General features: G+C 39.2%; 26 protein-coding genes. 15 read left to right on the top strand and 11 right to left on the bottom strand.

Features of this window, described 5'->3' with window-relative positions:
- Positions 1–76 precede the first annotated feature (76 nt).
- On the top strand, positions 77–2,710 hold the full coding sequence (locus L0Z67_RS19125) for a TonB-dependent receptor domain-containing protein (protein WP_392353227.1): 2,634 nt from the start codon (positions 77–79) through the stop codon (positions 2,708–2,710).
- Positions 2,711–2,903: 193 nt separating this feature from the next.
- Positions 2,904–3,251, top strand: a complete 348-nt coding sequence (locus L0Z67_RS19130; protein ID WP_392353229.1) for a hypothetical protein — start codon at positions 2,904–2,906, stop codon at positions 3,249–3,251.
- A gap of 261 nt (positions 3,252–3,512) precedes the next feature.
- Here the strand turns inward: L0Z67_RS19130 and L0Z67_RS19135 are convergent, their stop codons facing one another.
- Positions 3,513–3,920 (bottom strand): hypothetical protein, encoded by a 408-nt coding sequence (locus tag L0Z67_RS19135; protein ID WP_237127423.1) that lies wholly within the window; start codon positions 3,918–3,920, stop codon positions 3,513–3,515.
- Between the two features lie 328 nt (positions 3,921–4,248).
- Here L0Z67_RS19135 and asd point away from each other — a divergent pair, with 328 nt between their 5' ends.
- On the top strand, positions 4,249–5,385 hold the full coding sequence (gene asd, locus L0Z67_RS19140; RefSeq protein WP_062568026.1) for an aspartate-semialdehyde dehydrogenase: 1,137 nt from the start codon (positions 4,249–4,251) through the stop codon (positions 5,383–5,385).
- A gap of 70 nt (positions 5,386–5,455) precedes the next feature.
- Here asd and fhuF read toward each other — a convergent pair whose 3' ends face one another.
- From fhuF to L0Z67_RS19170, 6 genes are all read right to left on the bottom strand, one after another.
- A complete protein-coding gene (fhuF, locus tag L0Z67_RS19145) occupies positions 5,456–6,241 on the bottom strand; it encodes a siderophore-iron reductase FhuF (protein WP_062568025.1) in 786 nt (261 codons plus the stop codon).
- 122 nt (positions 6,242–6,363) lie between these two features.
- Positions 6,364–8,511, bottom strand: a complete 2,148-nt coding sequence (locus L0Z67_RS19150) for a TonB-dependent siderophore receptor (RefSeq protein ID WP_237127425.1) — start codon at positions 8,509–8,511, stop codon at positions 6,364–6,366.
- 45 nt (positions 8,512–8,556) lie between these two features.
- Positions 8,557–10,419: an IucA/IucC family protein gene (locus tag L0Z67_RS19155; RefSeq protein ID WP_392353232.1), complete on the bottom strand. Its 1,863-nt coding sequence runs from the start codon at positions 10,417–10,419 to the stop codon at positions 8,557–8,559.
- A 2-nt stretch (positions 10,420–10,421) separates the two neighbouring features.
- Entirely contained in the window at positions 10,422–11,027 is a 606-nt protein-coding gene (locus L0Z67_RS19160) for a GNAT family N-acetyltransferase (protein ID WP_392353234.1), read from the bottom strand.
- Complete coding sequence (locus L0Z67_RS19165; protein WP_392353236.1) at positions 11,024–12,361, bottom strand: lysine N(6)-hydroxylase/L-ornithine N(5)-oxygenase family protein; 1,338 nt, start codon at positions 12,359–12,361, stop codon at positions 11,024–11,026. Before L0Z67_RS19165 ends, L0Z67_RS19160 begins: the two co-directional genes overlap by 4 nt.
- Before the next feature lie 10 nt (positions 12,362–12,371).
- Positions 12,372–13,931, bottom strand: a complete 1,560-nt coding sequence (locus tag L0Z67_RS19170; protein ID WP_062568020.1) for an aspartate aminotransferase family protein — start codon at positions 13,929–13,931, stop codon at positions 12,372–12,374.
- 313 nt (positions 13,932–14,244) lie between these two features.
- Here L0Z67_RS19170 and L0Z67_RS19175 point away from each other — a divergent pair, with 313 nt between their 5' ends.
- Entirely contained in the window at positions 14,245–14,868 is a 624-nt protein-coding gene (locus L0Z67_RS19175; RefSeq protein WP_062568019.1) for an FMN-binding negative transcriptional regulator, read from the top strand.
- A gap of 45 nt (positions 14,869–14,913) precedes the next feature.
- On the opposite strand, the gene grxC is transcribed toward L0Z67_RS19175, so the two are convergent.
- Positions 14,914–15,153: a glutaredoxin 3 gene (gene grxC, locus L0Z67_RS19180; RefSeq protein WP_062568018.1), complete on the bottom strand. Its 240-nt coding sequence runs from the start codon at positions 15,151–15,153 to the stop codon at positions 14,914–14,916.
- Between the two features lie 81 nt (positions 15,154–15,234).
- Here grxC and L0Z67_RS19185 point away from each other — a divergent pair, with 81 nt between their 5' ends.
- Positions 15,235–16,152: a cupin domain-containing protein gene (locus tag L0Z67_RS19185; protein ID WP_392353239.1), complete on the top strand. Its 918-nt coding sequence runs from the start codon at positions 15,235–15,237 to the stop codon at positions 16,150–16,152.
- A 7-nt stretch (positions 16,153–16,159) separates the two neighbouring features.
- On the opposite strand, the gene L0Z67_RS19190 is transcribed toward L0Z67_RS19185, so the two are convergent.
- Complete coding sequence (locus L0Z67_RS19190; protein WP_062568016.1) at positions 16,160–16,627, bottom strand: YHS domain-containing (seleno)protein; 468 nt, start codon at positions 16,625–16,627, stop codon at positions 16,160–16,162.
- A 401-nt stretch (positions 16,628–17,028) separates the two neighbouring features.
- Here L0Z67_RS19190 and L0Z67_RS19195 point away from each other — a divergent pair, with 401 nt between their 5' ends.
- The 3 genes from L0Z67_RS19195 (at position 17,029) to L0Z67_RS19205 (ending at position 20,259) form a co-directional block, all read left to right on the top strand.
- A complete protein-coding gene (locus L0Z67_RS19195; RefSeq protein WP_392353241.1) occupies positions 17,029–18,987 on the top strand; it encodes a methyl-accepting chemotaxis protein in 1,959 nt (652 codons plus the stop codon).
- Positions 18,988–19,113: 126 nt separating this feature from the next.
- Positions 19,114–19,548 carry a GNAT family N-acetyltransferase gene (locus L0Z67_RS19200; protein WP_062568014.1) on the top strand — a complete coding sequence of 145 codons (435 nt, stop codon included), beginning with the start codon at positions 19,114–19,116 and terminating at the stop codon, positions 19,546–19,548.
- Positions 19,549–19,878: 330 nt separating this feature from the next.
- Complete coding sequence (locus L0Z67_RS19205; protein WP_062568013.1) at positions 19,879–20,259, top strand: VOC family protein; 381 nt, start codon at positions 19,879–19,881, stop codon at positions 20,257–20,259.
- Positions 20,260–20,318: 59 nt separating this feature from the next.
- Here the strand turns inward: L0Z67_RS19205 and L0Z67_RS19210 are convergent, their stop codons facing one another.
- A complete protein-coding gene (locus L0Z67_RS19210; protein ID WP_237115706.1) occupies positions 20,319–21,125 on the bottom strand; it encodes an ion transporter in 807 nt (268 codons plus the stop codon).
- Positions 21,126–21,213: 88 nt separating this feature from the next.
- Here L0Z67_RS19210 and L0Z67_RS19215 point away from each other — a divergent pair, with 88 nt between their 5' ends.
- From L0Z67_RS19215 to L0Z67_RS19245, 7 genes are all read left to right on the top strand, one after another.
- Complete coding sequence (locus L0Z67_RS19215) at positions 21,214–21,417, top strand: hypothetical protein (protein WP_062568011.1); 204 nt, start codon at positions 21,214–21,216, stop codon at positions 21,415–21,417.
- Positions 21,414–21,692, top strand: coding sequence for a hypothetical protein (locus L0Z67_RS19220; RefSeq protein ID WP_062568010.1), 279 nt, complete (start codon positions 21,414–21,416; stop codon positions 21,690–21,692). The genes L0Z67_RS19215 and L0Z67_RS19220 overlap by 4 nt, the downstream gene beginning before the upstream one ends.
- Before the next feature lie 148 nt (positions 21,693–21,840).
- Positions 21,841–22,035 carry a YwbE family protein gene (locus L0Z67_RS19225; protein WP_062568181.1) on the top strand — a complete coding sequence of 65 codons (195 nt, stop codon included), beginning with the start codon at positions 21,841–21,843 and terminating at the stop codon, positions 22,033–22,035.
- The gene (locus tag L0Z67_RS19230; protein ID WP_237115642.1) at positions 22,032–22,550 is read left to right on the top strand and encodes a DUF4240 domain-containing protein; all 519 of its coding nucleotides are present in this window, start codon (positions 22,032–22,034) and stop codon (positions 22,548–22,550) included. The genes L0Z67_RS19225 and L0Z67_RS19230 overlap by 4 nt, the downstream gene beginning before the upstream one ends.
- A gap of 266 nt (positions 22,551–22,816) precedes the next feature.
- Entirely contained in the window at positions 22,817–23,233 is a 417-nt protein-coding gene (locus L0Z67_RS19235) for a DUF805 domain-containing protein (protein WP_209438167.1), read from the top strand.
- 56 nt (positions 23,234–23,289) lie between these two features.
- Positions 23,290–23,679 carry a DoxX-like family protein gene (locus tag L0Z67_RS19240; protein ID WP_237115641.1) on the top strand — a complete coding sequence of 130 codons (390 nt, stop codon included), beginning with the start codon at positions 23,290–23,292 and terminating at the stop codon, positions 23,677–23,679.
- A complete protein-coding gene (locus tag L0Z67_RS19245) occupies positions 23,672–24,172 on the top strand; it encodes a hypothetical protein (protein WP_237115640.1) in 501 nt (166 codons plus the stop codon). Before L0Z67_RS19240 ends, L0Z67_RS19245 begins: the two co-directional genes overlap by 8 nt.
- Here the strand turns inward: L0Z67_RS19245 and L0Z67_RS19250 are convergent.
- Positions 24,150–25,046 carry a LysR family transcriptional regulator gene (locus L0Z67_RS19250; protein WP_237115639.1) on the bottom strand — a complete coding sequence of 299 codons (897 nt, stop codon included), beginning with the start codon at positions 25,044–25,046 and terminating at the stop codon, positions 24,150–24,152. The genes L0Z67_RS19245 and L0Z67_RS19250 overlap by 23 nt on opposite strands.
- Between the last annotated feature and the right edge of the window lie 42 nt (positions 25,047–25,088).

Here is a 25,088-nt window from a genome sequence, read left to right on the forward strand (position 1 = left end):
GTAAGAATGGGTGCTAGCACTTAGTACTAGCACCTTTTTTAACACTTTCTGTAACTTATTTCAGATAGAGGTAAACATGAAACAATTTTCTAAAAAGTTTTGCTTATCCACACTTTCCGCAGCAATTTTATGTAGTTTAAGCGTTTCAGCACATGCTGCTGAAGCCGAAGATGAGGCTGTTCTTGAGGAAGTTGTGGTTAGTGCAAGTCGCTTAAAAGGCACTGCAACCGCCGTACTTGAAGAGCGAAAGCAGCAGGCATTTGTTGCCGATATTATGGGTGCTGAGCAAATATCTCGCAGTGGTGATAGTGATGCGGCATCTGCATTACGCCGTGTGACGGGCTTAACTTTAGTCGATGGTAAATTTATATATGTACGTGGTTTAGGTGAGCGCTATTCAAGTACTCAGTTAAATGGCGCAGCAGTACCGAGTCCTGATCCAACCCGTTCAGTGATCCCGCTTGATTTATTTCCATCAGGCATTATTGAAAGTTTGTCAGTGCAAAAGTCGTATTCCCCTTCTATGCCAGCTTCTTTTGGTGGTGGTAATGTGGATATACGCTTAAAAAGCATTCCAGACCAATTTGTTTTTGATGTATCAGGCCAGCTTGGTTATAACACCAACAATTTCGATGATGGCATTGAGTACAATGGCGGCTCGAACGATTGGTATGGTGTTGATGATGGCACGCGTGAAATACCTGATTCAATCATGGCAATTTATAACTCTGGGCAATCATTAGATGATCTAACGCCAGAGCAAAGTCGTTCTTTAGTCCTTGACCTAAACCGTGATTATGATCCGCAAGAAACCACTGTAAACCCGAATACTAAGTTTACAGCAACATTAGGTAATAGTTTTGAGTCAGGCGATTGGCGTTACGGCTTTCTATCAGCGGTTAGCTATGATAACAAATACTTTGTTGGCGAAGAGTACCAAGGTGAAGATTTTCGTTTAGGCGAAACAAGCGCTGCTCTGACACGTGGTTACGATAAAGTTAGCGCTACAGAGCACAATGTTAAAGTGTCTGGAATGATTAACTTTGGTATTGAATATAACAATGCTCATCGTATTGATTTAAGCACGCTGATTTTACGCGACACAGAAGATAAAATTCGTGATCGTTTGGGTATTGATGAAAATAATAACCAGTCAGATAATAAGCGTGTTCGTTCTTATGACGTAAGTTATGAAGAAAGAGAATTAATAGTAAATCAAATCAAAGGTATGCATACATTCGATTTTCTTAACTATGCAGGTTTTGATTGGAAATACTCAAATGGGCGATCAAACCGTTATGCGCCAGGAAATATGCAGACACGATTCATTGTTACAGATGCTAACGAAGATGGTAATTATGATTTAGTTAATGAAATCGCACTAACCAATGCCACAACGGCTGCTCGTTATACATTCCAAGATCTTAATGATGAAGTAGAAAACTACGGGTTTAATTTTACCTTACCAATTATGTTAGATGGTGTAGAGATAGAATTAAAATCAGGTGCTGATTATGTTTCTAAAGAGCGCTCGGCTTCCAATCGTCGCTTTGACATTAATACACGTGCATTTACAGACCTTGATTTAAATGGCAATGAGCTGAATACGATTCTTTCTGATGATGCAATAGCGAATGCAGAACTAACTCTACCAATACTTAATGATACAACGTTTGCAGGTGATGATTACCGCTCTGCACAAAAAACAGATGCTTATTACTTTGAAGCTGATTTTTTCTTCAATAATAAATGGCGTGTGACAGGTGGCTTACGTTGGGAAGATTTCAGGCAAGTATCAGTACCACTTGATCCGTTTACTGGTGGCTTAGATCCTTCAATCGATTATGATGATTTAGGTAACTTAGCGTTTCAAGAAGATGATATTTATGGTGCACTTGCATTCACTTATGTTCAAGACGACGAAACCCAATGGCGTTTAAGTTACGGTGAAACAGTAGTCCGCCCTGATTTACGTGAGATATCTGAAGCAACTTACATCGATCCACTTACTGAATATCCTGTTGGTGGTACACCTGGATTGCGTACGACGCAAATCAAAAACTACGATTTCCGCTGGGAAAACTACTTTGATACCGGTGAAAACTTCTCAGTTGGCTTGTTTTATAAAGACATGATCGATCCAATTGAGTCAGTGCAATCACCAGCGCAAGATGGACCACCACTTGTTCGTATTGCTAACGCTGAAGATGGCTATGTTGCTGGCGTTGAGTTTGATTATCTTAAAGATTTCGCTTTCTTAGGTGGCTTTTGGCAAGACGTATTTATGAGTGGTAATGTTACACTCAGTGATTCTGAGATAAACCTAGACCGCCAAGCGATAGTTGATCAAACTGGTGTATCTGCGGCGATCACTAACACTAAACGTCGCTTAACGGGTCACTCCAAATATGTTGTAAATATGCAGTTGGGCTATGATGCACCAAGTGGTCAGCATGCCTCTACGCTAATCTATAACGTATTTGGTGAGCGAATTATCATTCCTGGTATTGAAGGACAAGATGATTGGATGGAACAACCATTTCATTCTTTAGACTTTAACTACAGCTATTTTCCTGATTTTAACTCAAGTCTGAAATTCAAAGTAACGAATATCTTGGGTGCAAAGTCTGAAATAGAGTCAGCCGGTACATTAACCCGCTCTAAAGAGAAAGGCACTGAGTTCTCAATTGAGTACAAGTACCAGTTTTAAAACTCTGACCAAGGAAGGATATAATAATAAATCCTAACATTGATTTAGCCCTGCAATAGCAGGGCTTTTTTAATCGTATTGTCACTCAATATCACATTTTTTGTAATATGCTCTGTTGATAATAGATTTGCGCATTATGTAAGCGTTAATTTTAACTTAACAGTTTATTGATTTTTTAAAAAGGATGAAGAAAATGAATATATATAAAAAGGTTTTAACCTTTTCGTTGGTTTTATTCTCATTGGGATTTATGAATAATGCTTTAGCAGCACGATCGTGTTCTGTTTATGTAAAAGATATTACTCTTGAGCCATATAAAGTTCAAATAAATACAATTAACTCTGTTACATACAATAATAACGACATTCTAACTTTATCGTATCAAGATGAAAATTTTGACACAATTCTAGAGAAGTTAGTCCAAGCTAAAAACTGGGAGCTGCAAGTAAAGGTATATATTCTAGAAGAGTTTGATGGTGATGACGCTAATAGCTGTAGCGATGGTGTTATAGATTATGTTGGTTCTGTACATAATATTTAGAGCAATATAATTTATTTAATTAGCCCTAACTTGTGTGGGGCTTTTATATTTGAATATTTTGAATTGGATTTTTTAATTTTATTAAGCTAACTAGCAAAGTTAGCGACATCACTTTTGTAAAATCATTTTCAGGGCAGTGATTCTATTATTGAGACGTTTTTAATAAGCTTAGGATTTAAAAGGCAGGTAAAAATTAGTGGCTAGATTGCTAATACAATTACAGGATAAGAACCCAGAAAGCACTGGGTTCTTTTCTAAATTCTAATTACCGCATTTTATGCTTGCATAGAGTGGGTAACACTGGTTTTTGCTCCCCGTGCTTTTTGAAACCCATGCGCTATCATACCAGTCGTATTCTGCATAAGAAGATTCATCTTCGCCACATTTTACGCTACTTCCTGTTACTTCCTCTTTATGGCCTTGCTCTTTGCAAAACTGGTTGCCAGATAATGAGCCTACGAAAAAGTTTCTATAACTGTTATTTACTCTAACTACTGGGTTTAGGTAAGTTGCAGTAGATAGGCTTGTTGCAGAACCCGCCACTTGCTCGACACTGGTTGTAGAGCGTGTGAAAGAAGTATTCGCCTCCACATCAATTTCGTTAGCATTTGCAGAAACTCCACAAGATAGCAAAGCCGCAATTAGACCAGAAAAGTATAGGTTTTTCATTTGTTTGATTCCTTTTTAAAAATAAAAAATACACAGTACTTCCTACTACAAAGTGCGAAATGATTATGAATCTTGTTTATGGCATTTGTATTAATTGCATAAAGAAATCAGCTCAGTTTTTACGTCATAAGTGACTAGAGTTCGCTAGAACTAGAAAAAGTATGAGCAACAAATTGAGTATTTGAGATGAGATTACTAAGCCAAGATGAAAAAATTTTATATTCTATGACTAGCACTAGTTTTGCTGGGGCCGCAATGCTAGATTACTTCTGTAAAAGTTAAATTCTCACGCAATGGACTTTAATTTTTAACAGTTTAGGTAATTTGAATGAATCAAACAGTGGAACAAACAATGAAAAAAGTAGGATTAGTCGGTTGGCGGGGCATGGTTGGCTCTGTGTTATTAGAGCGTATGCAGCAAGAAAATGATTTTTCTAAGATCGACACGACTTTTTTCACCACCTCACAAACCGGTCAATTAGGCCCTGATATTGCGGGCCCTGCTAAGCCGCTTTTAGATGCGAATGATATTGCTGAGCTTGCGAAGATGGATATTATTGTGACTTGCCAAGGCGGTGACTATACCAAAGCCGTTTACCCGCAATTACGCGAATCAGGTTGGCAAGGTTACTGGATTGACGCTGCATCTGCACTGCGTATGAGTGACGATAGCATTATTGTTCTTGATCCAGTGAATAAAGACGTTATAGATCAAGGCTTAGAGCAGGGGGTTAAAACCTATGTTGGCGGCAACTGTACTGTATCGTTAATGTTGTTAGCGCTGGGTGGTTTATTTGAGCAAGACTTGATTGAATGGGTTAGCCCAATGACGTATCAAGCTGCTTCTGGTGCTGGTGCCCGCAACATGAAAGAGTTAATCGCACAAATGGGTGCAATTCACGAAACAGTGGCAGACAAGCTGGCTGATCCAAACGCGGCAATTCTTGAAATTGATAAATTAGTCACTGAAAAAATCGCCTCAAGTGATTTACCGCAAGACCAGTTTGGTGTGCCTTTAGCAGGTAGTCTTATCCCTTGGATTGATGTACCAATGCCAAGCGGTCAGAGTAAAGAAGAGTGGAAAGCACAAGTTGAAGCAAACAAGATTTTAGGTAGTAGCCAGCAACCTATCCCTGTTGATGGCTTATGTGTTCGCATTGGTGCAATGCGTTGTCACTCACAAGCAATGACGATTAAGCTACGCAAAGATATCAGCGTAGAAAAAGTGGAAGAGATCCTGGCTTCTCACAATGAATGGGTCAAAGTTATTCCAAACGACCGCGACATGACGGCTACAGACTTAACCCCTGTTAAAGTAACGGGCACCTTGTCTATTCCGGTAGGCCGTATTCGTAAGTTAGCCATGGGTCCAGAATACATCAGTGCATTTACAGTGGGGGACCAACTTTTATGGGGCGCGGCCGAACCTCTTCGTCGTATGCTTCGCATAATTGTTGATGGCTAAATAAGGCTATGTTTGAGCAATAAAGCCTTGCTCAAACATTCTATTCTATAGAGGCTCTTTTACAGAGCCTTCATATCGCAGTTTTACAGATCTTGTGTTTATTCTTGTGCAATGGGCAAATAGTACACATTGGTGTGTTAGGTAATTTGTGCCGTAAACAACACATAATACGCGGGTACTCACTATTTTTAAGTCTAATTTTGCGCCATAAAGGGTGTGGCAAAGTAGCGCCTTTAGCGAGTAATAATGTGTCTTTACTAAATAACTGGTTTAGTAAATTAAGTTTACATTCCTGAGCCAACGACATTTCTGATAAATACCAATAAAAACAGTACGCAACATGACTATAAAATAACTTTTCTGACACCGGCGACAGGGTACTTAGTTGTTTTATAATAGGGTTTATCAGCTTAACAAGTAACCGCTCTAGTAATGTGATGGGTAACTCAGTCGGTCTTTGAACTTGATCTTCTCTAAGCACTAAATAGAAACATTCCACTCGCCCCGTTTGATGATAAGTCCAATGCCAGTTTTTAAGGTTCATTGCAGCATGCAATACACTTGTTTGGCTTTTTAATGCGTACTCTAATAGTGGCGGAAGTAAAAAGCCGAAAAACCATTGGCTCCACATAGAATGTAATGCGCTAAGGTCGATTGATTCTTGTTGCTGTTGCTGATAGCTCTTAGAAAAAGTCATGAGCGATTCTGTATAATGTGGTTTTTTTAAACGTTGTGATAATGGTTGGCAGTTTTTGGGGAGAGGTTGATGTGGCTCAATAAGTTTAAAATGCTGGCTATAAAATGGAGCCTGTTGCTCCAGTAAAGAGTTTAGCTCAGTGGTATCGTGTAACGCCATGTATGTTTGTACTTTCATTGTGCTGGGGTGGAAACTTCTTCATAAAATTGCGGCTTTAAGTGTATTTTATGCCGCCTCATACCGAGGCGGCATAATAGCAATTCGCAATAATGTCGAGTTACTTAGAAACTATATTGAGCAGTGATGCTAAAGTTTCGTGGTGCGCCATATTGAAACTGGTTATAAAAGCCTAATTGGCTGTAATAACGTTTATCGAATGCGTTGTCTAAATTAGCGCGCAATGTTAGTTGATCGTTTACATTGTATCTTGCCATTAATCGAACAAGCCCATAACTTTGCTGGCTAACCTCCACTGAGCTTCTATCTGGCTTAGTAACATCTCTGCGGATCTCACTTTGCCAATTAACGCCAGCACCCAGTTGTAAGCCATTTACCCAGTTATCTAATTCATAAGTAGTGAAGAGCTTTACTTGATGTTTTGGGCTGGTGGTCGTTACTTTTTCACCATCAGGGTCTTCTGTTTCAAATTGACTATAACCAAAATAGACATTCCATTGTTCATTGATTGAACCATTGGCTTCAAATTCGAATCCCTGTGTTTTAGTGCCATCAATACCGCGGTATATAGGAACTGTTGTTCCTGGTAAGGTTTCTCCCGTTGCTTCGCCAACGTTATCTTGACGGATCTCAAACACCGAAAGAGAGGTGTCTAACGCTTCTTCAAATAAGCTGGCTTTTATACCTGCTTCATAGTTTTTTCCTTTAACAGGATCGAGGTAACTGCCATCAGCTTGTACTCTACTTTGTGGTGTAAAAATATCTGTGTAGTTGGCATACAGTGATACATTTTGCCCAATCGCATAGGTGGCGCCGACATAGCTGGTAAATTCATTATCAACTTCGTAATCATGAATGGTGCCAAAATTGTCTTGGTCAGTTTCCCAATTATCAATACGCCCACCTATTACCATTGAAAGTGCGTCGGTTAACGCAATATCAGAGGCGAGGTATATTGCTTGTTGCTTTGTTTCCCCCCATGAGCCATACAGAACTTCATCGCTCCATGTAGGGGTCGGATATGTAAAATCTTTATCTCTAAAGTCACCTAAAGGTGGAGCCTCATCTAAAGAGCCATAATATGGATTGGCAAACTCTTGCTTCTGTTGATTTGCACCAATTAGAATTTGTTGTGAGCGGTCAAAGAGGGTAAAGCGACCCGTTAATTTTAAGTCGAATGTATGTTGGGTTCGATTACCGTCAATAAATGCTAATGAGCCAGGTATCATCCCTTCGTTGGTTATTGGGTCTGGGTGACCTGTAGCCCATAACACATCATATTCTAAATCGTTATCGCCATAAATGTAGCTTGCTTTGAGTTGCCAGTCATCACTAAAGTTATGTTCAATCGTGGCAAAGCTATTCAATGCTTTGGTTTTGGATGACGCCCAGCGTGGGGCAGTTGACGTATGGTGGCTGTAGTTAGTTCTATTGCCTTGGTTGTCGAATAACGGTAATCCGCCAGACATAGAGCCTTCAGGTTTGGTGTCTTGATAGTCAGCACCTAACGTCAGCAATGTATTACGACCTATATCTGCTTCGATAATACCGTATAGTGTTTGTCGTTGCTGCTCGTAACGATGCTGATAGCTTTCACGATCTTGATACGCTACGACCACTCGACCTCGAACACTTGCGTCTTGATTTAAGCCTCCCGATAAATCAACAATACCGCGTAACTGTTGCCATGAACCTGTACTTAGGCTTACGCTTGCTTGAAACTCTTCTGTCGGACGCTTACGAACTAAATTAATCGCAGCAGACGGGCTACCCGCCCCGAGCATCAAACCTGTTGCACCACGAACAACTTCTATGCGCTGATAAATTGCGCTATCCATTAAGTTGTCACCATAGTTAAAACGTGTATCGTAGGTTGTTGCCACGCCGTCATACAAAATACTGCTTACGCCAATACCGCGGGCACTGATTGAGTAGCGGTCGTTGTCAGAAGGGCGGGTATTAATCCCTGTTACGCTGTTCATCACTTCAATAACTGAGTTTAGTTGTTGATCTTTTATCGCTTGCTCAGTCACGACTGTGGTTGATTGCGGTGTTTCTAGAAATGATAATTCTAAACCCGTTGCGGTACTCATTTGCTCGACTTTATAGCCTTGAGCATGGTTTTGTTCACCAACGACTGTGAGTACTTCCATATCGTGATGCTTTTTTTGCTCAGCCTGTAAAGAGTGGCTAAATATCGCTAAACAAGAAAGTGCGACAGGCGTGAGTGTAAAGTAGTTCGTCTTTTTCATTTTTATCCGTAGTCCTATTACGTCTATAAATAGTGAGGCCTATGCTTAGGCCATTGTTGTGTCATGTTGAAAGTCATGACGAGTGGCAAAATCATGCAGTGGATTTTTGATATCCCCAGCAAAACGGAGATTTTTCTCTCTATCTTCAAGGTCAATCATCTGCTGATTATTATTCAATTGAATGCGGTTTAAGCAGGTGCGCGTAAAGCGAGCCTTAAATAAGTTGTAACGTGTGTATTTTTCGGAAAATTGCGGGTTTTCATGCTGATACTGATAAACTTTATCAGCGACTAATTGCCAAAAATCATGTTCAGTTAAACAATTTTGCGCATCAAGCTGCGGTACGATAAAGCGGAAGATACAGTCGAAAATATCTAGCAGTATATAATTTAATTTCATGTCCTCTTCTAGGCTCACCGCTAAGTCAGCGACATGACCTGGTAAAGGTGAATTGCCGTTTAGAATTGCGACTTCTTCGCCAATATCTTTCATTAAAATAGTAACTGGTTGGTGTTCTTCTAAAACAAGGATTAGGTTTTCACCATGGGGCATAAACACTAAATCATACGCAAAGAACGCATGTAATAGAGGCTGTAAATAAAGATCCAGCAATTTGCTTACCCACTCACTTGCTGTGAGTTGAGAGGTATTAATGAGTTCAACAAGCAAGCTCTTTTGTTGGCTGTCTTGATGTAGCAAGGCGGCCAATGTCAAAAGTTGTTGGTTTTCTTTAACTAACGGTTCTCCCTGATACGTTAAACTGAAAGGGCTTTCTCGCCAAAGTGCACTGAGCATTTTTTTATAAGGCGTGTCTTTTTCTAATGCTTGCTCGTAATATTTATGGTGATAACCAATTGCGACGGTTTCTCTTAAAACGACAAAGCGTTTTTTAGCAAAGTATGGGTCGCTGTTCACAAGCTCAGCAACAAAGGTGTTTATTTCGGGCGTTCGGCTCATGTAATAAGGAGATAACCCGCGCATAAAGCCCATGTTCAATATAGATAACGCGGTTTTGACGTAGCAACGCTTGTTGTTATTTAAGTTGAAGAATGTGCGAATCGACTGTTGTACTTGATAGTCATCTTCACTGTGACCAAGATAAACAAGTTGCTTACGAGCAAGATCAGCAGCAAAAATTCGGCTAATTTTTTCGCGCCATTGCCAAGGATGCACAGGCATAAAGTAATAGTCTTCAGCTTTTTTACCATGCTCAGCAATTATGTTGTTAAATGCTGCAACTTGCTGGCTGCCTAATTCACTTTCAATAAAACGCTCGTAATTAAGCTCTTCAATCATTGCTAGGCTTGTGTTTACCCGCGCAACAGCTAACCAGACTAATTTCATTGCTTGACCACTTTCAGGTGTAAAAGTGTGGCAGTCATCCATATCAAAGCCAATACGGCCATTGTTAGCGACAAATACTGGGTGACCTTCGGTCATGGCCGCTTCAATTTGTTGATAATCGCAATGTACCAGCTCTGAAACGGGTTTATTTTGGTGAAGCAATTTAAATGCTTTACTGTATAACGTGCTGGTGATTTCCTCTAAATAAGTTGGTAAGAGGCTATCAGTCATACCTAAACGATCTTTTAGGGCAATAATGAGCGTTACTGCATCTAAATCTTGGTTAATGCCATCTAGTTTGCAGACAATTGATTCTGGCTGAATATGTAGGTGATCTAGTTGATAGTGGCGAGCACTAAAGTCATAACTTAAAAGCCCTTGGTTGCTTTCTAATAATAACTGAAATTGCTGCAATGTTTGTTTTCTATCTTCTTTTGCTGCAATAGGTTTTATTAGTTTTTCATGGCTAAACTCACACAGTATTTTGGCGACTAAATGTTGATTAGCACCTTGCCATAAAGATTCAGATAAATGTTGAGGGAATGAATTTTTAATGATTTCCATAATTAGTCTCCTTGTGTTGTAGCTGCTTCAAAGCTTGCTAGATCAGCAAAACCTAGCCATGCATCTTTGTTTGTAAGGCGAACGATATGACTGCTCTGAATGCCTATTTTTTTATTTAGCTTATGTATTTTTTGATTGTTAATGTCAGGCTCAACAACTAATCGAGTAAAACCTAATTGAGATAAGATGAGTTTTGCTGTTGCTGTAATAGCACGCCGACTAAAACCACTTTGCGGGGTGATTACGGGGGCAAGTAAAAGGTGCATTCCACAATCACCAGATTGCTTTTCAAAATGTTTACCGATTTCGTCAAACTGCGGGTCATACAATTCAATAAAAAAAGCAGGAATCGCATCTTGGTAAGCTATAAGTGCTAGTTTATGAGGTGCGGGAGCAAGTTCACTTTGGCGTTGCTCTGCATTCATATTTTGCATTCCCCAAAAGTGGGCATAATCTTGAGCCAGCCAGCTATTTAATAAGGGAAAGTGTTTCTGTGATTGGTAAATGTAAAAACGAAAGTCATCAATAACAAAGGCGTCCGTGTTTATTATTGCTTGGCACTGGCTAGCGAAGCTTTTACTGACCTCTGCGTGGTTACAATTGCTCACATAGCCTCCTGTGACATTGAAGCTGTTTTACTATGTGAGGGCGCAAAGCTCTCTGTTTTAGGAATGCCAAACTGTTGGAAGGCGATGCGTTCTTCAATGCTATAAGGCGCTTTACCTAATACTTGCTTTAATATGATGGCATTGCGATAACACACCATTCCGAGATCTGGCACTGTTAATCCATGGCTGTTAAGGCCTAGGTTTTGTGCAAAAATGCGACCCTGCTCATCAATGTTATAGTTACGTTTTACTTGTAACTCGCCGTTCTCATCGAAGTTTAATTTATGCCGTAATGGTTCAATGAAGGTGGGTAACTGATATTGATAGCCTGTCGCCATTACAAGTGCATTAGTGTTAAAGCTAAAATCTTGCTCTAGCTCGTTATGTAGGCATGAGAGGGCAAGTTTTTGGCCTTCTTGTTTAATGTTCGTTAATGAGGTATTCGTCAAAAGCTCGGCTGAAAAATCGCAATTCAGTTTCTTTTGATAGAGCAAATCGTAAATATCGTTAATGAGCTCTGAATTAATTCCTTTATAAAGCGACTTTTGCGAGTGGATAAGTTGCTGTCGCTTCGCACTTGGTAAATTATGAAAATAATCAATATACTCAGGCGATGTCATTTCCAGAGTAAGCTTGGTGTACTCTAAAGGAAAGAACCGCGGTGAACGCGTCAACCAGCGTAATTGATAACCAAATTTATCAATATCTAGCAGTAAATCATGGAAAATCTCTGCTGCACTCTGACCACTGCCAACAATAGTAACGTCAGACTTGCTTTGTAACATTGCTTTGTTATTAAGGTACTGTGAAGAGTGAGTTATGTGCTTATCTGTCGGGCAAAATTCAGGTAGCCAAGGTTGAGTACCGGTACCAAGCACTAAATGTTTACAATATAAATCTTGTACCTTGCCAGTTACTTTATCTTTGCCAGAGACTCGGTAACAGTCGAGCTGTTGCTCGTATTCGAGGTTTTCTACGTGAAAATTAAACTTGAGATTATTTAACTGGCGGCACACCCACTGGCAATACTGATTATATTCTTGTCGCGGTAAAAAAAAGTTTTCGCGAATATAAAACGAATACAATTTACCAGTCTGCTTGGCAAAATTTAAGTAACTGAACTGACTTGTTGGGTCTGCCATCGTCACTAAATCTGACATAAAAGGGGTTTGCAGACTCGCAGAGTCTAATAACATACCTGGATGCCAATCAAATTTAGGGCGACTGTCAACAAATAGCGTCTTCAAGTCTGAAAGTGGCGAAGAAAGCGCTGCTAAGCTTAAATTAAACGGGCCTACACCTATTCCGATTAAATCATAAATTTCTGGTTTCATTGTCTTTTCCTTAAGCTGTGCACAATTGTTTGCTTTTGCAGTCGATCACATATTGTTCGCCAATTTTGCAAATTTCATTCAATACCTCGTCTATGCTGTCTATCGATGCGTGAGGGTTCAATAAAGTGAATTTTAAATACTGAACATTGTTCACTTTTGTTGCTGCAATCATGGCACGGCTACTCTGAGCTAAGGCCCTGCGAATAGTGCGGTTGCATTCATCAAGCTGAGTTTGGCTCAAGGCGCTATCGTTAAATCGAAATACGAGTGTAGTGAGTGATGGAACTTGTGCAGCTTGTAACTGGCTATGACGCGTTAAGCGTTGGTATACCTGTTGTGTTTTTTCAAGCAAGGTATCGAACATGGCACCAATCGCATCAGGCCCTTCTGTTCTTAAGCTTAACCAGAGCTTTAACGCATCGAATCGGCGCGTTGTTTGTAAGCTTTTATTTATTAAATCAGGAACGCCGGCTTGTGCTTGAGCCTTTGGATTGAGGTAATCGGCGTGATAAGTTAGAAAGCTCAATAACCGCTTGTCTTTAACCAATAGGGCAGAGCAGCATACTGGCTGGAAAAATGTTTTGTGAAAATCAATACTGACAGAGTCAGCTAAATCAATGCCTGACAATCGTTCATTATGATGTTGTGACACTAATAAAGCGCCGCCATAAGCAGCATCTACATGTAAATAACAGTTATGCTCTTTACATAAATGAGCAATGCTTGCTATCGGGTCGATTGCGCCAAAATCTGTTGTACCAGCCGTGGCGATTACAGCAATTGGTAATAAATGTGCTCTTTGGAGTTCATTTAATGTGTTTTCGAGGCTATGGGTATCAATACAGCGATTTTTATCACACGCAACACTGATAACAGCATCATGACCAAGACCCAATAATGCCGCTGCCTTTTGAATACTAAAATGGCTATATTCAGAACAAAGAATTCGATAACGATGTGCATTACTGCTTAAGCCAGAAGTAATATTTGTATGGCTGTGTGGTTCTAATTTGCCTGCCAACTCACGTGCAAGTAATAATGCCATTAAATTTGACTGGGTTCCGCCAGTAGTAAACACGCCGTCTGCGCCCTCATCGTAACCGATTCTTTGGCATGTCCAATCAATCACTTTTTGTTCTATAAGTGTTGCGCCTGCACTTTGATCCCATGTTTCAACAGCGGTGTTTATCGAAGAGCTAAACAACTCCGCCAGCAGCGATGTAAGCATAACTGGGCAATTTAAGTGAGCAAGGTAATCTTGATGATGGAAGTATATCGCGTGTTTTAAATAAAGGTGATCTAGCTCTTCGAGGACTTGATTTATGTCACTTAAAGGTGTGTTTAGATCAATGGCTGCAAATTCTTCTTGTAACTGTGCAGGTTGTACTCCACTGGTAGGAGAATTAACTTCTTTAATACGCTCGCTGAGGGTGCTTATACCCAATTGTATTAATTGTGCGTAATCCTCCATTGGTGAAACACCAAAAAGTGGGGCAGCAGTTTGTTTGGGTTTAGTTTGATAGTTAGAATCATTAATCCATTGATATTGCGGTGGTTTAAAATTTTCCATATGTATATCCTTTAACATTGATTAAGTAACCAAGAGACCAGAAGAGCTTTTTCCGTCTCTAATTAATTAAAATCCGCAACACCCTGTACCGATAAGTAGGAAGGTATCATGCATTAAACGCTAATGCAAACAATTATCATTTAGTTGCTTTACTCTAACTTAAAGGTGTTTTGATTTGTTAATTTTTCGAACTGGTTAAAGGACACGGCATCATTTGTGATTGAAGTAGCGGGTAAAGGCTAGTAGAAAATTCTTTATCAATTACAATGATAGATTCAAACAATCTGAGCAATTTTAATAATATGAGAAAAGCATGCACACACCCAACAAGTGGAAAATGACGCCAGAGCGAGTTTCACAATTTATAAAAACCTATAGCTTTGCGCTGATGATAGATAGTGAATTTGAAGCCACACATTTGCCATTGGTGTATAAACCCGATGAAGGTGAGTTTGGTACTTTATATGGTCATGTGTCACGGGCAAACAAGCATGGTAAAAGCTTACAAGATACGCATGTGTTAGTAGTTTTTAATGGTCCGCATAGCTATATATCACCCACTTGGTATGCTGAAAAGCCAGCTGTATCGACTTGGAATTACACTGCGGTTCATGCAAAAGGCAAGGTTGAATACCTTGATGACGACAATACCTTGGTTTGCTTAGATGAGTTAATTAGCCAATACGAGCCGAGTATTTTAAACGACACAAGTTTGCTGCCAGGTGACTATCAAGCGAAGCTACTACGCGGGATTATTGGTATTAAAATCAAACTTGACTCAATTCAGGCAAAAGAAAAGTTAGGCCAGCATAAATCAATAGCTGATCAACTAGGTGTTGTAGCAGGGTTAAAAAAAGATAAGCATCCTGATGCGCAAAGCCTATTATCATATATGTTGAAAACTGAAGTTGGTATAGGAAAAGATATCAATAGCTAACTTTTACTTGTTATAGGCGTATCTTTTCCTATTGCTAAAGCTAATCTAGCTATGGCTTAGTTGTTTAACATAGTGCTGAAAATCATCAAAGCCACCAATATGTTCATCATTAATAAATATTTGTGGGACAGTTCTACGACCACTCAGTGAAACCATTTCTTGAAAAAGTCGGTCGTTATCTGAGATTTCTATTGCTGTGTATTGCCAGCCTAACTTTTTAAACAGTTGCTTTGCCGCTCGACAGTATGGGCAATAGTCTTTGTGGTACATTTTGATCTTAGCCATGAGTTAGTCCTAAGTGATTTAACCGATGTGGCTAGTTTAAGCTGTGTTAATTTTTTCTCTATGTTGCATGTAGCTAAAATTATGTCTGAAAGTCCAAATATTTATTTAAATGATCCTGATCCACTTAGTGTGTTACTTGAACGAATGTCCTTGAGGGCTGAAGTGTACGTTAATGGCGATTTTTGTGGCTCGTGGGCTGTTGATACATCGGGCTCTCGCCGGATTCCATTTCATTTAATTGGTAAAGGGCAAGCATGGCTGCATTTTGAGAGTGAAACTATTGTATTGAATGAAAGAGATCTTGTTGTTTTTCCAAGAGATCATCAACACATAATATCGAGCTCACCGATTAAACCAGCAAAAAAATTAGTCAATCAGCCTGCGAAGGGGGCGGGTGAAACAACGAATATGGTTTGTGGTTTTTTTCAGTTTAATCACACCCTAGTTAATCCACTTTTAGATGCTTTACCTGAGTTTTTACACATTCCCGCTACAAGTTCATCGTGTAATTCAAGAATAATGCAATTAATTGATATGATGATTGTGGAGTTACAGCAAAGGCGCACAGGCTGCTATACCATAGTCGATCAACTCGCTAATTTGGTGTTTATAGAAATACTCAGAGAGCAAGTTGAAGCTGGCAAGTTAAATAATGGTATGTTGGTGGCGTTGTTTGATAATCGTATAGGTAAAGCACTTAATGCAATTCATCAACAACCAGAATATGCTTGGAATTTAGCGTCACTTGCCAGTAAAGCTTCAATGAGTCGTTCTAATTTTGCAGATAAGTTCACAAAGCTAGTTGGCTTAAGTCCGATGAAATATTTGCTTAAATGGCGTTTAATAGAAGCCCGTAAATTGCTGATTTGTAGTGATATTAGTATTGCAGAAATTGCGCAATTAAGTGGTTACGAGACAGAAGCCGCTTTTAGAAAAGCGTTTAAACAGCACCAAGGTGAAGCCCCTGGTGCTGTTAGAAGTGCGATGGTTGGTCACTAACTATAAATTACAGGTCATCAGCACTTACATTTTCAACATCTGGCCAATGGTCGTTTGCTTCTTTAATGTGTTTAGGAATGTTTTCAGCCCATGCTTTATACACATCCATATTTTTATTTACATAGAGTTTTCCATCTTTGATTTCAAATGCTTTGCCATCAATATCAAACTTTTTACCGAAGGTTACGCCATAAGCACAAAAACCACCGTATTGAGGTGCGTATTTCTCTGGGTTTGAATTAAACATATCTCTATTTTTAGCAGACTGAAAACGGTAAATCGCATCATTGTATACCGCTGTATATTTAGCATTCCCTAACACAGGTTTATTTTGCTTAAAATATGCGATGACATCATGACCCGCTAAAATGACCCCATTTTCATCTGTTTCGGTGTCATTTCCAGCGTAAGATAAAGACGATAAACTCAAAAGAGCGACAGCAGCGATCCCTTTAAATGCGTGGTAAAGTTTCATAGTTATTCTCCAATTATGTTTAACTTAGGAAACATAGTAGTGGACAATCAACGAACTAAATATATCTGGCATTACTGAATATATGTCCAAAAGTCCTGATTACAATTTGAGGAGAGATGAATTCGTTTTACAGCCAAAATAGAATAGGCAGCACATTAGCATCCTGCAAATGCTGCCAATATTGGTTGGATGGCACTCAACATGATTGTTAAAAGTATGTTAAATGCTATAGGTAAACTTAGTACAGTTCATTTCTGTGTCAACTAACTGTCATACTCAAGTTCTTCAGTCTTTACTCTACTCATTCAGTACCCTTCATTTTATTGAAATCTAAATCTAATAACTTGCTGAATATAAAGATACTCACTATATTCTTGTGAGTCATACATTGGGTTTGAATCATGAATATCTCTAAGAAGTTAAAGCTGTCATTTGCATCCGCAATAGTTTTACCATTAATAATTATCGCTGTTTTAGTTATCACACAAACAAGGCAACAGGCATTAGATGGTTTTGCCCAATTAAGTGAACGAGAAGCAAAGCAAGTAGATAATGGTATTAATATGTTTTTTTCAGAGATTGAAAAAAATGTAGATTATTTAGCTTCGCACCCCGCGATTTTAGAAGCTAAACAAGACGTTAAAACACATATGCAATCGCCCAATGCAGTTAAACTCGCGCATATGTCTGGCAGTGACACAGAGCAAGCTGCTTATACGTTATTTGATCACTTTGGTGATACGCATCCAGGCCTTGCCTATATTTACATGGGGAATGAGCAAGGTGGATATATTCAATGGCCAGAAGGCGAAGTAACCGCTAATTATGATCCTAGAAAACGGCCATGGTACGAAGCTGCAAAAGCCGCTGATGGAAGCACAGTAAGAACGAATGCTTATTATTGGGCCGCTGATGATATGGTGATTGTATCAACAGTGAAAGCGATTAAACAAAATAGTCAGCTTATTGGTGTTCAGGGCATGGATGTATCTTTACAAGGCCTTACAGATATCATAGCTAATATTAAATTAGGTGAAACCGGTTATCTAATGCTTATTGAAGACAGTGGTAACGTCTTGGTTGATGTTAAACATGCTGATTATCGCTTTAAGCAATTGGCAGAGGTTAACGAAGGTAAATATAAACAATTAGCGAATAATAACACTGGCCAATTTGAAATTAATCTTGAAGGCACTGATTATGTGGCGAATATTTATACGTCTCAAAAGCTTGGCTGGAAATTCATTGGCTTAGTTGAAAAGTCTGAAGTGATGAGCGCTGCTAACACGATGACAATTACCATTGTGATCATTAGTGCAATTTTAATTGCCGTGTTTATTTTGTTAGCCAGCTATATTTCAAAACTCATTTCTGCACCTATTGTCGAAGTGAGTGATGGGTTGACAGAAATATCACAAGGCGGCGGAGATTTAACCAAGCGGTTAATTATTAAAACGCGTGATGAAACTGGGAAGCTGGCCAATAGCTTCAATTTATTTTTGAGTTTGATTTCAGAGTTAGTTACACAAATAAATGAATGTGCGCATAATGTAAGCGATACGTCAGCACAAACATCAACACAAGCAGGACAATTATCGGGTTCTACTTCACAGCAGCAACAAGCTTTAGAAATGGCCGCAACGGCTATTAATGAAATGGCGGCTACCGCTAATGAAGTCTCAGCAAGTTGTGCAAATGCTGCGGAGCTTGCAACACAAACACAGCATGCCTCAGAGCTTGGTCAAAGTGTGATTTCAGAGACGGTAGAGAGTGTAGTATCGTTGTCTGAGGTCATAACCAAAGCCACTCAAGATATTAATCAGCTTGACGCTGAAAGTGAAAATATCATGTCAATATTGAGTGTAATAAGAGGCATTGCAGAGCAAACTAATTTGCTTGCATTAAATGCTGCTATTGAAGCTGCCAGAGCGGGGGAACATGGTCGCGGTTTTGCGGTAGTCGCTGATGAAGTACGTGCTTTGTCACAAAGAACCTCAGAGTCGACAGAAGAAATAGCAAGCCAGTTAGACACCTTACGGAAAATGTCTGATCAAGTGTCAAAAGAAATGACAACCAGTTTAAACCGCACAAATAAAACAGTTGAGTTAGCCCATTCCGCACAACATCAATTTAGCGAAATAACCGCATCAATCGTCAATATCAGTGATTTAAATACCCAAATTGCGACGGCAGCAGAAGAGCAGCAACATGTAGCTGAAGATATTAATCGTAATGTTATCGAAATTAAAAATGCGGCCGATGATGTGAGTGAGATTGCTCAAAATGCGCGTGATAATGGTGAGCGGCTGAATCAGTTATCACATTTACTTACTGATTTAGTGGGTAAGTTTAAGGTGTAAAATACTCATTTGTTTCAAAGACCTTCACATGCTTTAATGGAGTAATTAACTAAAACGACTAACGAATCCTTTTGTTATTTCATCTGAGAAGCATAAGGCTGGATAGCTCCTATAAAATGGCAAACAATGAAAATAGATAGTGCTAACGCTGAAGATTACCCAGAGCTACTTGATGTATGGGAAAATTCAGTCCGAGCAACACATGATTTTATAACAGAAGACGACATAGCCTTTTTTAAGCCGATCATCATTGAGCAAGCTTTTCCTCATGTTACTTTAAAGTGTATTAAGGATGAGCATAAGGCAATTTTGGGCTTCATTGGCGTACATGAATGCAAAATAGAAATGTTGTTCATTTTAGATGCAGCAAGAGGTAAAGGGGTTGGTAAAGCGCTTCTTAACTATGCGGTTGATCAATTAGCTGCCAACAAAGTTGATGTTAATGAGCAAAACCCACTTGCAGTTGGTTTTTACCAGCATATGGGGTTTAAAGTCGCCTCACGCTCGCCTTTAGATGATATGGGCAAACCATTTCCAATATTGCACATGGTACTCCGGTAGGAATTGCTTTAGTTGTGTACCGCGGTTATTCGGCGAAAAAACACCTCTTGCAAAGTTTTCCCTTGTTGCTCGCTAACTTTACTTTTAATGTGCTAAAAAGCACGACCTTCAAGCGCGCGAAACAAGTTTCACGCCTACGATGGGAACCAGTAGGAACGGCTTTAGCCGAGAAGTTCACATGTTCGGTGTTAAAGTGCATTCTACAAACTTTCCCCCAGTAACTCGCTAACTTTAACCCTTAACTCAATAATTTGTTACAGCTTATCTTTTGCTTAATTGGTTTACGCGATATGCTGATGAAAAGAATATTGCATTACATTGGAATAGCGAATGAACCTCAATCAGGTAACCTTACCAGTAACGGATATGAATGAAGCGGTGGCTTTTTACTTAACATTGGGAATGATTCAGATTGTAGATACCCCGCATTACGCACGCTTTCAATGTCCAGATGGTGATGCCACATTTTCGCTGTCATTAGAAACTGAAGATTATAGTAATTATGCGGTAATTTATTTTGAACATGAGCAGCTCGATAAGCTGTACGAGAGACTTGTTGAAAAGGGCATTAATTTTGAACAGCCACCAACCGCTCAGCGCTATTTGTGGACGGAAGCAATTTTAAAAGACCCATCAGGGAATAAAATTAAACTATATTGGGCCGGAGAAAACCGCTTAAACCCACCATGGAAAGTAGAAAAACGAGGGTAAAAAAGGCGCTAGGGTCTATGTCCTAGCGCCTAATATCTTAAAAGCTAATCCTTTAAACGTTACTGCTTTTCTTTCAGTAACTTTTTTAATTCAGCTACTTCAGCCTGTAATTGAGTTATTTGGCCTTTGGTTGCTGGCAAATCATCGTCGTTTATCTGCTCTTCTCGCGCGTTACGATGCTCTTCAGACATAACCTCTAAAATAGCTCCTACCATCATGTTTAAGAATACGAATGCAGTTAAGAAAATAAATGTTAGGTAGAAAATCCAGCTAAGTTCATACACGGCCATGGTTTCGTACATGACATCTGTCCAATCTTCGAATGTTGCTATACGGAACAAGGTGAGCATTGATATTGATACATCACCCCATAACACAGGGTTAATATCAGCAAACAGCATGCTTCCCATGGCGGCATAAATATAGAAGATTACGAACATCAGTAAGGCAATATAGCCCATTTGTGGAATCGCTTTTAAAAGCGAGTTAACCAGTAGCCTAAGTTCGGGGATCATGGATACAAGTCGTAAAACGCGGAAGATACGCAACAAGCGAGCAATAAAAATCGTTGAGCCTGCGGCAGGGTAAAGGCTACCTACCACTATGATAAAATCAAAGATATTCCAGCCTTTACTGAAGAAGTCTTTAAAGCCTCGGCTTGCAATAAAGCGGATCACAAGCTCAACAAGGAAAAACACGGTAATACCCATATCCATCCAATGGAGAGCTAACTCTACGGTTGGGTGAAGCGAATAAGTATGAGCCCCGACGGTTAATGCTGAAATAACAATAACGGCAATAACGAATGATTGAAAAACTTTGCTTTTATCGATACGCTGAAACAGCTCTTGTAACTGCGACAACATCATATATGACCCTTTGGTGATAGTATTTAAACCCACGCAATATACAATAAATCGCAGTACCAATGTATAACTGAAGAAAGGAAATTAAATGTTTTTAAACGCTTTAAAGTTTACTGGGATTGCATCAATGTTTCTTTTGTTAACAGGGTGTAGTTCAAATGCGCGTTTTCATGAACTCCAATCTGCACGCTTGACTGAATGCAATTATTTAGCTGATAAAGAATACCATGCGTGTGTAAAGCGCCAGCAAGATAGCTACGAAAACTTTAAAAAGCAAAAGTCAGAACAATGACCAAAACTGAAAAACGCCTCGATAAAGCTATTCGGGCAGCGCTAACGACGGCATGTGAAAACCTAAAAGACATAAGCGACAACTTTTTATGGTTAACTCACACCGCTGATTTAAAGAGACTGCCAGCATCAATGAAAGTAAGTTGTTATTTTGCCGAGCAAATTCCTCTATCAAATTCACCGCTGGCAGAGCAAATTAATCAAGTGATTACAAAAGAGCTGAAAGAGATAGGAGTAGTGATATCAGCAAAAGCTATTCTGTTTTTTAAGGATTAAATATGCCGTTTACTTTTACCTTGCAATAGGCACAGCTTTCACTAACACCACGTCAAGCGGATGAAAACATACACATCAAATGAGTTTAGCATTGGTAACACAGTCGCAAATAGCTATAATCGGCAAAAATACTGTAAGAGAGTTTATTATGGCTGTACCAACACGCTCACAAATAACCGTAGGCTGTGAAGTTAATATTGTTTTAAAACAAGACCAGCGCACAGGCCATTTAACGCAAGGTGTTGTTTCGCGTATTTTAACTAAGTCACCAAACCATCCTCATGGCATTAAAGTACAACTTGATGACGGTCAAGTCGGTCGTGTTAAAGAGATCTTATCATGAGTGTTCTAACCGAAAGTGAATTTTGGGAATTAGTGACCGCAGAAGATAAAACGGCAGAGCCAGAATCGGTGTGTAATACTCTAAGAGAAAAGCTAACACATCTATCCGATGAGCAACTTATGGAGTTTGACAAGCAGTTTAGTTTGCGTATGCGTAAAGCTTACACTTGGGACTTATTTGGTGCTGCGTTTGTAATGGCTGGTTGTAACGATGATTATGGATTTTCAGAGTTTTTATGTTGGCTCATATCTCGCGGTGAAGGCGCATTTTTAAAAGCCTTAGAGAACCCAGACTCCGTTGCTGACTGCACACCCGTTTATCATTTGAATGAACAACCTTATCCTTATTTAGATGAGTATGATTTAATCGCCGGTATGCTGTTTGAAGAGCGTAATGGCGATGAGCTACCATTTATTCCATCTGGGCTTGAACAGCCAAAGGGCAAGCGTTTTAAAGACAAGCCGAAATTTTTAAAACAGGCATATCCTCGCCTGTTTGCTAAATATTGGCAGTAGCAACCACTCGAATGGCTTTTTGTAGTTTAAAGAGATATCGAGAGCTAAAGTTTATTTATTTCAGCTAGTTAAAAAGTATTAAATTTAATTGTATTATTAATTTTTAGTTCCTTAAATAGTATTATTTATGGTACTTTTGTTCATGTTGGATTCAGCAATAATTTCAGTTGGATCTAATAAAGTGCAAAAATTATTTTTGATTAATCAGTAAGCTGCACGGAGTGGTAGCCTTGCTAAAACCGAAGTAAACTCAAAAGGAAATGACAGTGTCAGAAAACGTTTATCAAGCTCCTGAATCAGATGTTGCTAATATTTCAACAGAGACAACAACCATGAGTCGTAAGGATATCTTATTCTCTTTCCAAGGTAGAATTCCACGTAAAACTTATTGGTTATCAGTATTAGGATTAATGCTAATTAGTGTTTTAGCTATGCTTGTGTTAAGTGGTATTGGCGCAATGATCTCACAAAATGCGGCCATTTTCCTTCCACTTTTAATTTACATTCCACTAATTTGGTCATCGCTTGCTATTCAAGTTAAACGTTGGCACGACCGCAACAAGTCAGGTTGGTGGGTACTAATTGGTTTAGTACCAGTGATTGGTGGTATTTGGGTACTGATTGAAAATGGCTTTTTAGCGGGTGATGAAGCAGAAAACCGTTTTGGTAAGCCAACGGTTTAAGCCGTATTCATTGTGTGCTCTGTCTGAGCACACAATGACTCTGCACATAATCTTTCATGAAATACTTCACTAACATTCAAATCGCTCGATTTATTATCAGCTTTAGTTGGCTTTATCATGGGCTGATACCAAAACTTATTCACATTGCTCCCCTTGAACTAAAAATGACAGCCAGTTTTGGTTTTAATGCTGAAATTTCAACACTTATTACCCGAGCAGCTGGCATAGGTGAAATGATTTTTGCCGTGCTGTTTTTTATTTTCTATCGTTCAATCTTACTCAATATTCTCAATATAGCTGCTTTAGTTGGGCTAATGCTGTTTGTTGCTGTTTTACAGCCCACACTTTTAATCGAAGCGTTTAATCCTGTGACTACAAACCTTGCCATGATCGCGTTTAGCCTTGTGCTAATTAAAGAAACTAAAGAGCCGCAGCTCAATGCTTAATACACCGCATCAGTCGCCAATCACTCAATACACGAAAAAAGAAGAAAAAAAGTTTTTATCTTCTTATTTATTTTTAATAGGCCTATTGCAAATAATTGCCGCATTCTATTTTTTGGATTTGCCTATAAAAGAACAACTACTAGATGAGCAGGGTGTAGTACAACGCTTTTATGAATCACATAGAAATTGTGGGCAACACAATAAATGTAAACTTATGACAGTTGTAGGAACTGAAAAGACGACTACATACCTAAGACCAACGAATTTACCAATTGAATTAAATGATCACGTTCATGTTTTAGCTTCATATAATAAAAGTGCCGAAGCGTATAAAGTTCATCAGTTACAACTAAATGGTAAGATGATCCAAAGTTATGAACAGGCAATATTTAAAAGCAATATTACGCGTATATTGCTTGGTATTTTTGGTCTGATTTTGATTGTTTTTAGTTTAATCAATAAGTTTAAAACTAAACCGCGTAACAGCGCTTAATTTCGTCAATCATGGCGCTTGCTAGCGGCGAATTGGCATTTGTTTTTGAGGTGATCAATACCACAGGAATATCGTAGTGATATTTACTCGGTTGAATAGCTTTGAAAATACCTTTATCAACCCAGAACTGTGCGTAGTGGTCGGGTAAATAACCAATAAACTCACCCGATAAAATTAAATGTGCAATACCTTCATCGTGATAAGCAACAGCACTATTTTGATAGTTTAAACCGTCGTTTCGGCTTTCTTTATCGCGCATGTAGTTACTGGTAATTACCTCAGCTTCTTTGAGCAGCTCATTTATTTGTTTGTCTTCACACTCAAATAAGGGGTGACCGACTGCGCAATACAAAAAGTTAGTTTCGTTATGCAGGGCGGTATAGTCTAAGCCGCGAATATGATGGCGGCTAACACCAATCCCCACTAATGAACGGCCATTGGCTACTGCGGTTTCTACCTCTCGTGCTTCACACACATTAATATCAAACTGAATGTTTTTACCCTTGCCTTTTAATCTTGCAATAGCACTTGGGATGGCACAGCGTGGGTCGCTGACCATGGTATCTATCATGGCAATACTTAAACGCCCCGATAACTCGTTTTTAGAGCTTGCTACAGTATTAGCAAACGCTTCGCATTGCTGAAGCAGTTCAATCGATGCTTGATAGGTAATAGCGCCAGCGTCTGTAATTTCAAAACCACTGCGGCCACGTTTACATAATTTAATGCCAAGCCTTACTTCTAAATCAGATAAATGCGCACTGATCGTTGAGCGGCCAATATTTAAACGTGACTCTGCGGCTGAAAGCCCGCCACACTCAACAATTGCTACAAAAACGCGCAATAAGCGCAGATCTACGTCATGAACTTGCATAGCACTTCTTTTAGTTCGATAAATCTGGAATGAATAACGATA

Source organism: Pseudoalteromonas sp. PB2-1 (assembly GCF_045040605.1).
GTDB lineage: Bacteria > Pseudomonadota > Gammaproteobacteria > Enterobacterales > Alteromonadaceae > Pseudoalteromonas > Pseudoalteromonas arabiensis.

Excerpts from the sequence above, each read along its gene's own strand:
- L0Z67_RS19125 (WP_392353227.1), top strand. The coding sequence starts at position 77 with ATGAAACAATTTTCTAAAAAGTTTTGCTTATCCACACTTTCCGCAGCA.
- L0Z67_RS19130 (WP_392353229.1), top strand. The coding sequence starts at position 2,904 with ATGAATATATATAAAAAGGTTTTAACCTTTTCGTTGGTTTTATTCTCA.
- L0Z67_RS19135 (WP_237127423.1), bottom strand. The coding sequence starts at position 3,920 with ATGAAAAACCTATACTTTTCTGGTCTAATTGCGGCTTTGCTATCTTGT.
- asd (WP_062568026.1), top strand. The coding sequence starts at position 4,249 with ATGAATCAAACAGTGGAACAAACAATGAAAAAAGTAGGATTAGTCGGT.
- fhuF (WP_062568025.1), bottom strand. The coding sequence starts at position 6,241 with ATGGCGTTACACGATACCACTGAGCTAAACTCTTTACTGGAGCAACAG.
- L0Z67_RS19150 (WP_237127425.1), bottom strand. The coding sequence starts at position 8,511 with ATGAAAAAGACGAACTACTTTACACTCACGCCTGTCGCACTTTCTTGT.
- L0Z67_RS19155 (WP_392353232.1), bottom strand. The coding sequence starts at position 10,419 with ATGGAAATCATTAAAAATTCATTCCCTCAACATTTATCTGAATCTTTA.
- L0Z67_RS19165 (WP_392353236.1), bottom strand. The coding sequence starts at position 12,361 with ATGAAACCAGAAATTTATGATTTAATCGGAATAGGTGTAGGCCCGTTT.
- L0Z67_RS19170 (WP_062568020.1), bottom strand. The coding sequence starts at position 13,931 with ATGGAAAATTTTAAACCACCGCAATATCAATGGATTAATGATTCTAAC.
- L0Z67_RS19175 (WP_062568019.1), top strand. The coding sequence starts at position 14,245 with ATGCACACACCCAACAAGTGGAAAATGACGCCAGAGCGAGTTTCACAA.
- grxC (WP_062568018.1), bottom strand. The coding sequence starts at position 15,153 with ATGGCTAAGATCAAAATGTACCACAAAGACTATTGCCCATACTGTCGA.
- L0Z67_RS19185 (WP_392353239.1), top strand. The coding sequence starts at position 15,235 with ATGTCTGAAAGTCCAAATATTTATTTAAATGATCCTGATCCACTTAGT.
- L0Z67_RS19190 (WP_062568016.1), bottom strand. The coding sequence starts at position 16,627 with ATGAAACTTTACCACGCATTTAAAGGGATCGCTGCTGTCGCTCTTTTG.
- L0Z67_RS19195 (WP_392353241.1), top strand. The coding sequence starts at position 17,029 with ATGAATATCTCTAAGAAGTTAAAGCTGTCATTTGCATCCGCAATAGTT.
- L0Z67_RS19200 (WP_062568014.1), top strand. The coding sequence starts at position 19,114 with ATGAAAATAGATAGTGCTAACGCTGAAGATTACCCAGAGCTACTTGAT.
- L0Z67_RS19205 (WP_062568013.1), top strand. The coding sequence starts at position 19,879 with ATGAACCTCAATCAGGTAACCTTACCAGTAACGGATATGAATGAAGCG.
- L0Z67_RS19210 (WP_237115706.1), bottom strand. The coding sequence starts at position 21,125 with ATGTTGTCGCAGTTACAAGAGCTGTTTCAGCGTATCGATAAAAGCAAA.
- L0Z67_RS19215 (WP_062568011.1), top strand. The coding sequence starts at position 21,214 with ATGTTTTTAAACGCTTTAAAGTTTACTGGGATTGCATCAATGTTTCTT.
- L0Z67_RS19220 (WP_062568010.1), top strand. The coding sequence starts at position 21,414 with ATGACCAAAACTGAAAAACGCCTCGATAAAGCTATTCGGGCAGCGCTA.
- L0Z67_RS19225 (WP_062568181.1), top strand. The coding sequence starts at position 21,841 with ATGGCTGTACCAACACGCTCACAAATAACCGTAGGCTGTGAAGTTAAT.
- L0Z67_RS19230 (WP_237115642.1), top strand. The coding sequence starts at position 22,032 with ATGAGTGTTCTAACCGAAAGTGAATTTTGGGAATTAGTGACCGCAGAA.
- L0Z67_RS19240 (WP_237115641.1), top strand. The coding sequence starts at position 23,290 with ATGAAATACTTCACTAACATTCAAATCGCTCGATTTATTATCAGCTTT.
- L0Z67_RS19245 (WP_237115640.1), top strand. The coding sequence starts at position 23,672 with ATGCTTAATACACCGCATCAGTCGCCAATCACTCAATACACGAAAAAA.
- L0Z67_RS19250 (WP_237115639.1), bottom strand. The coding sequence starts at position 25,046 with ATGCAAGTTCATGACGTAGATCTGCGCTTATTGCGCGTTTTTGTAGCA.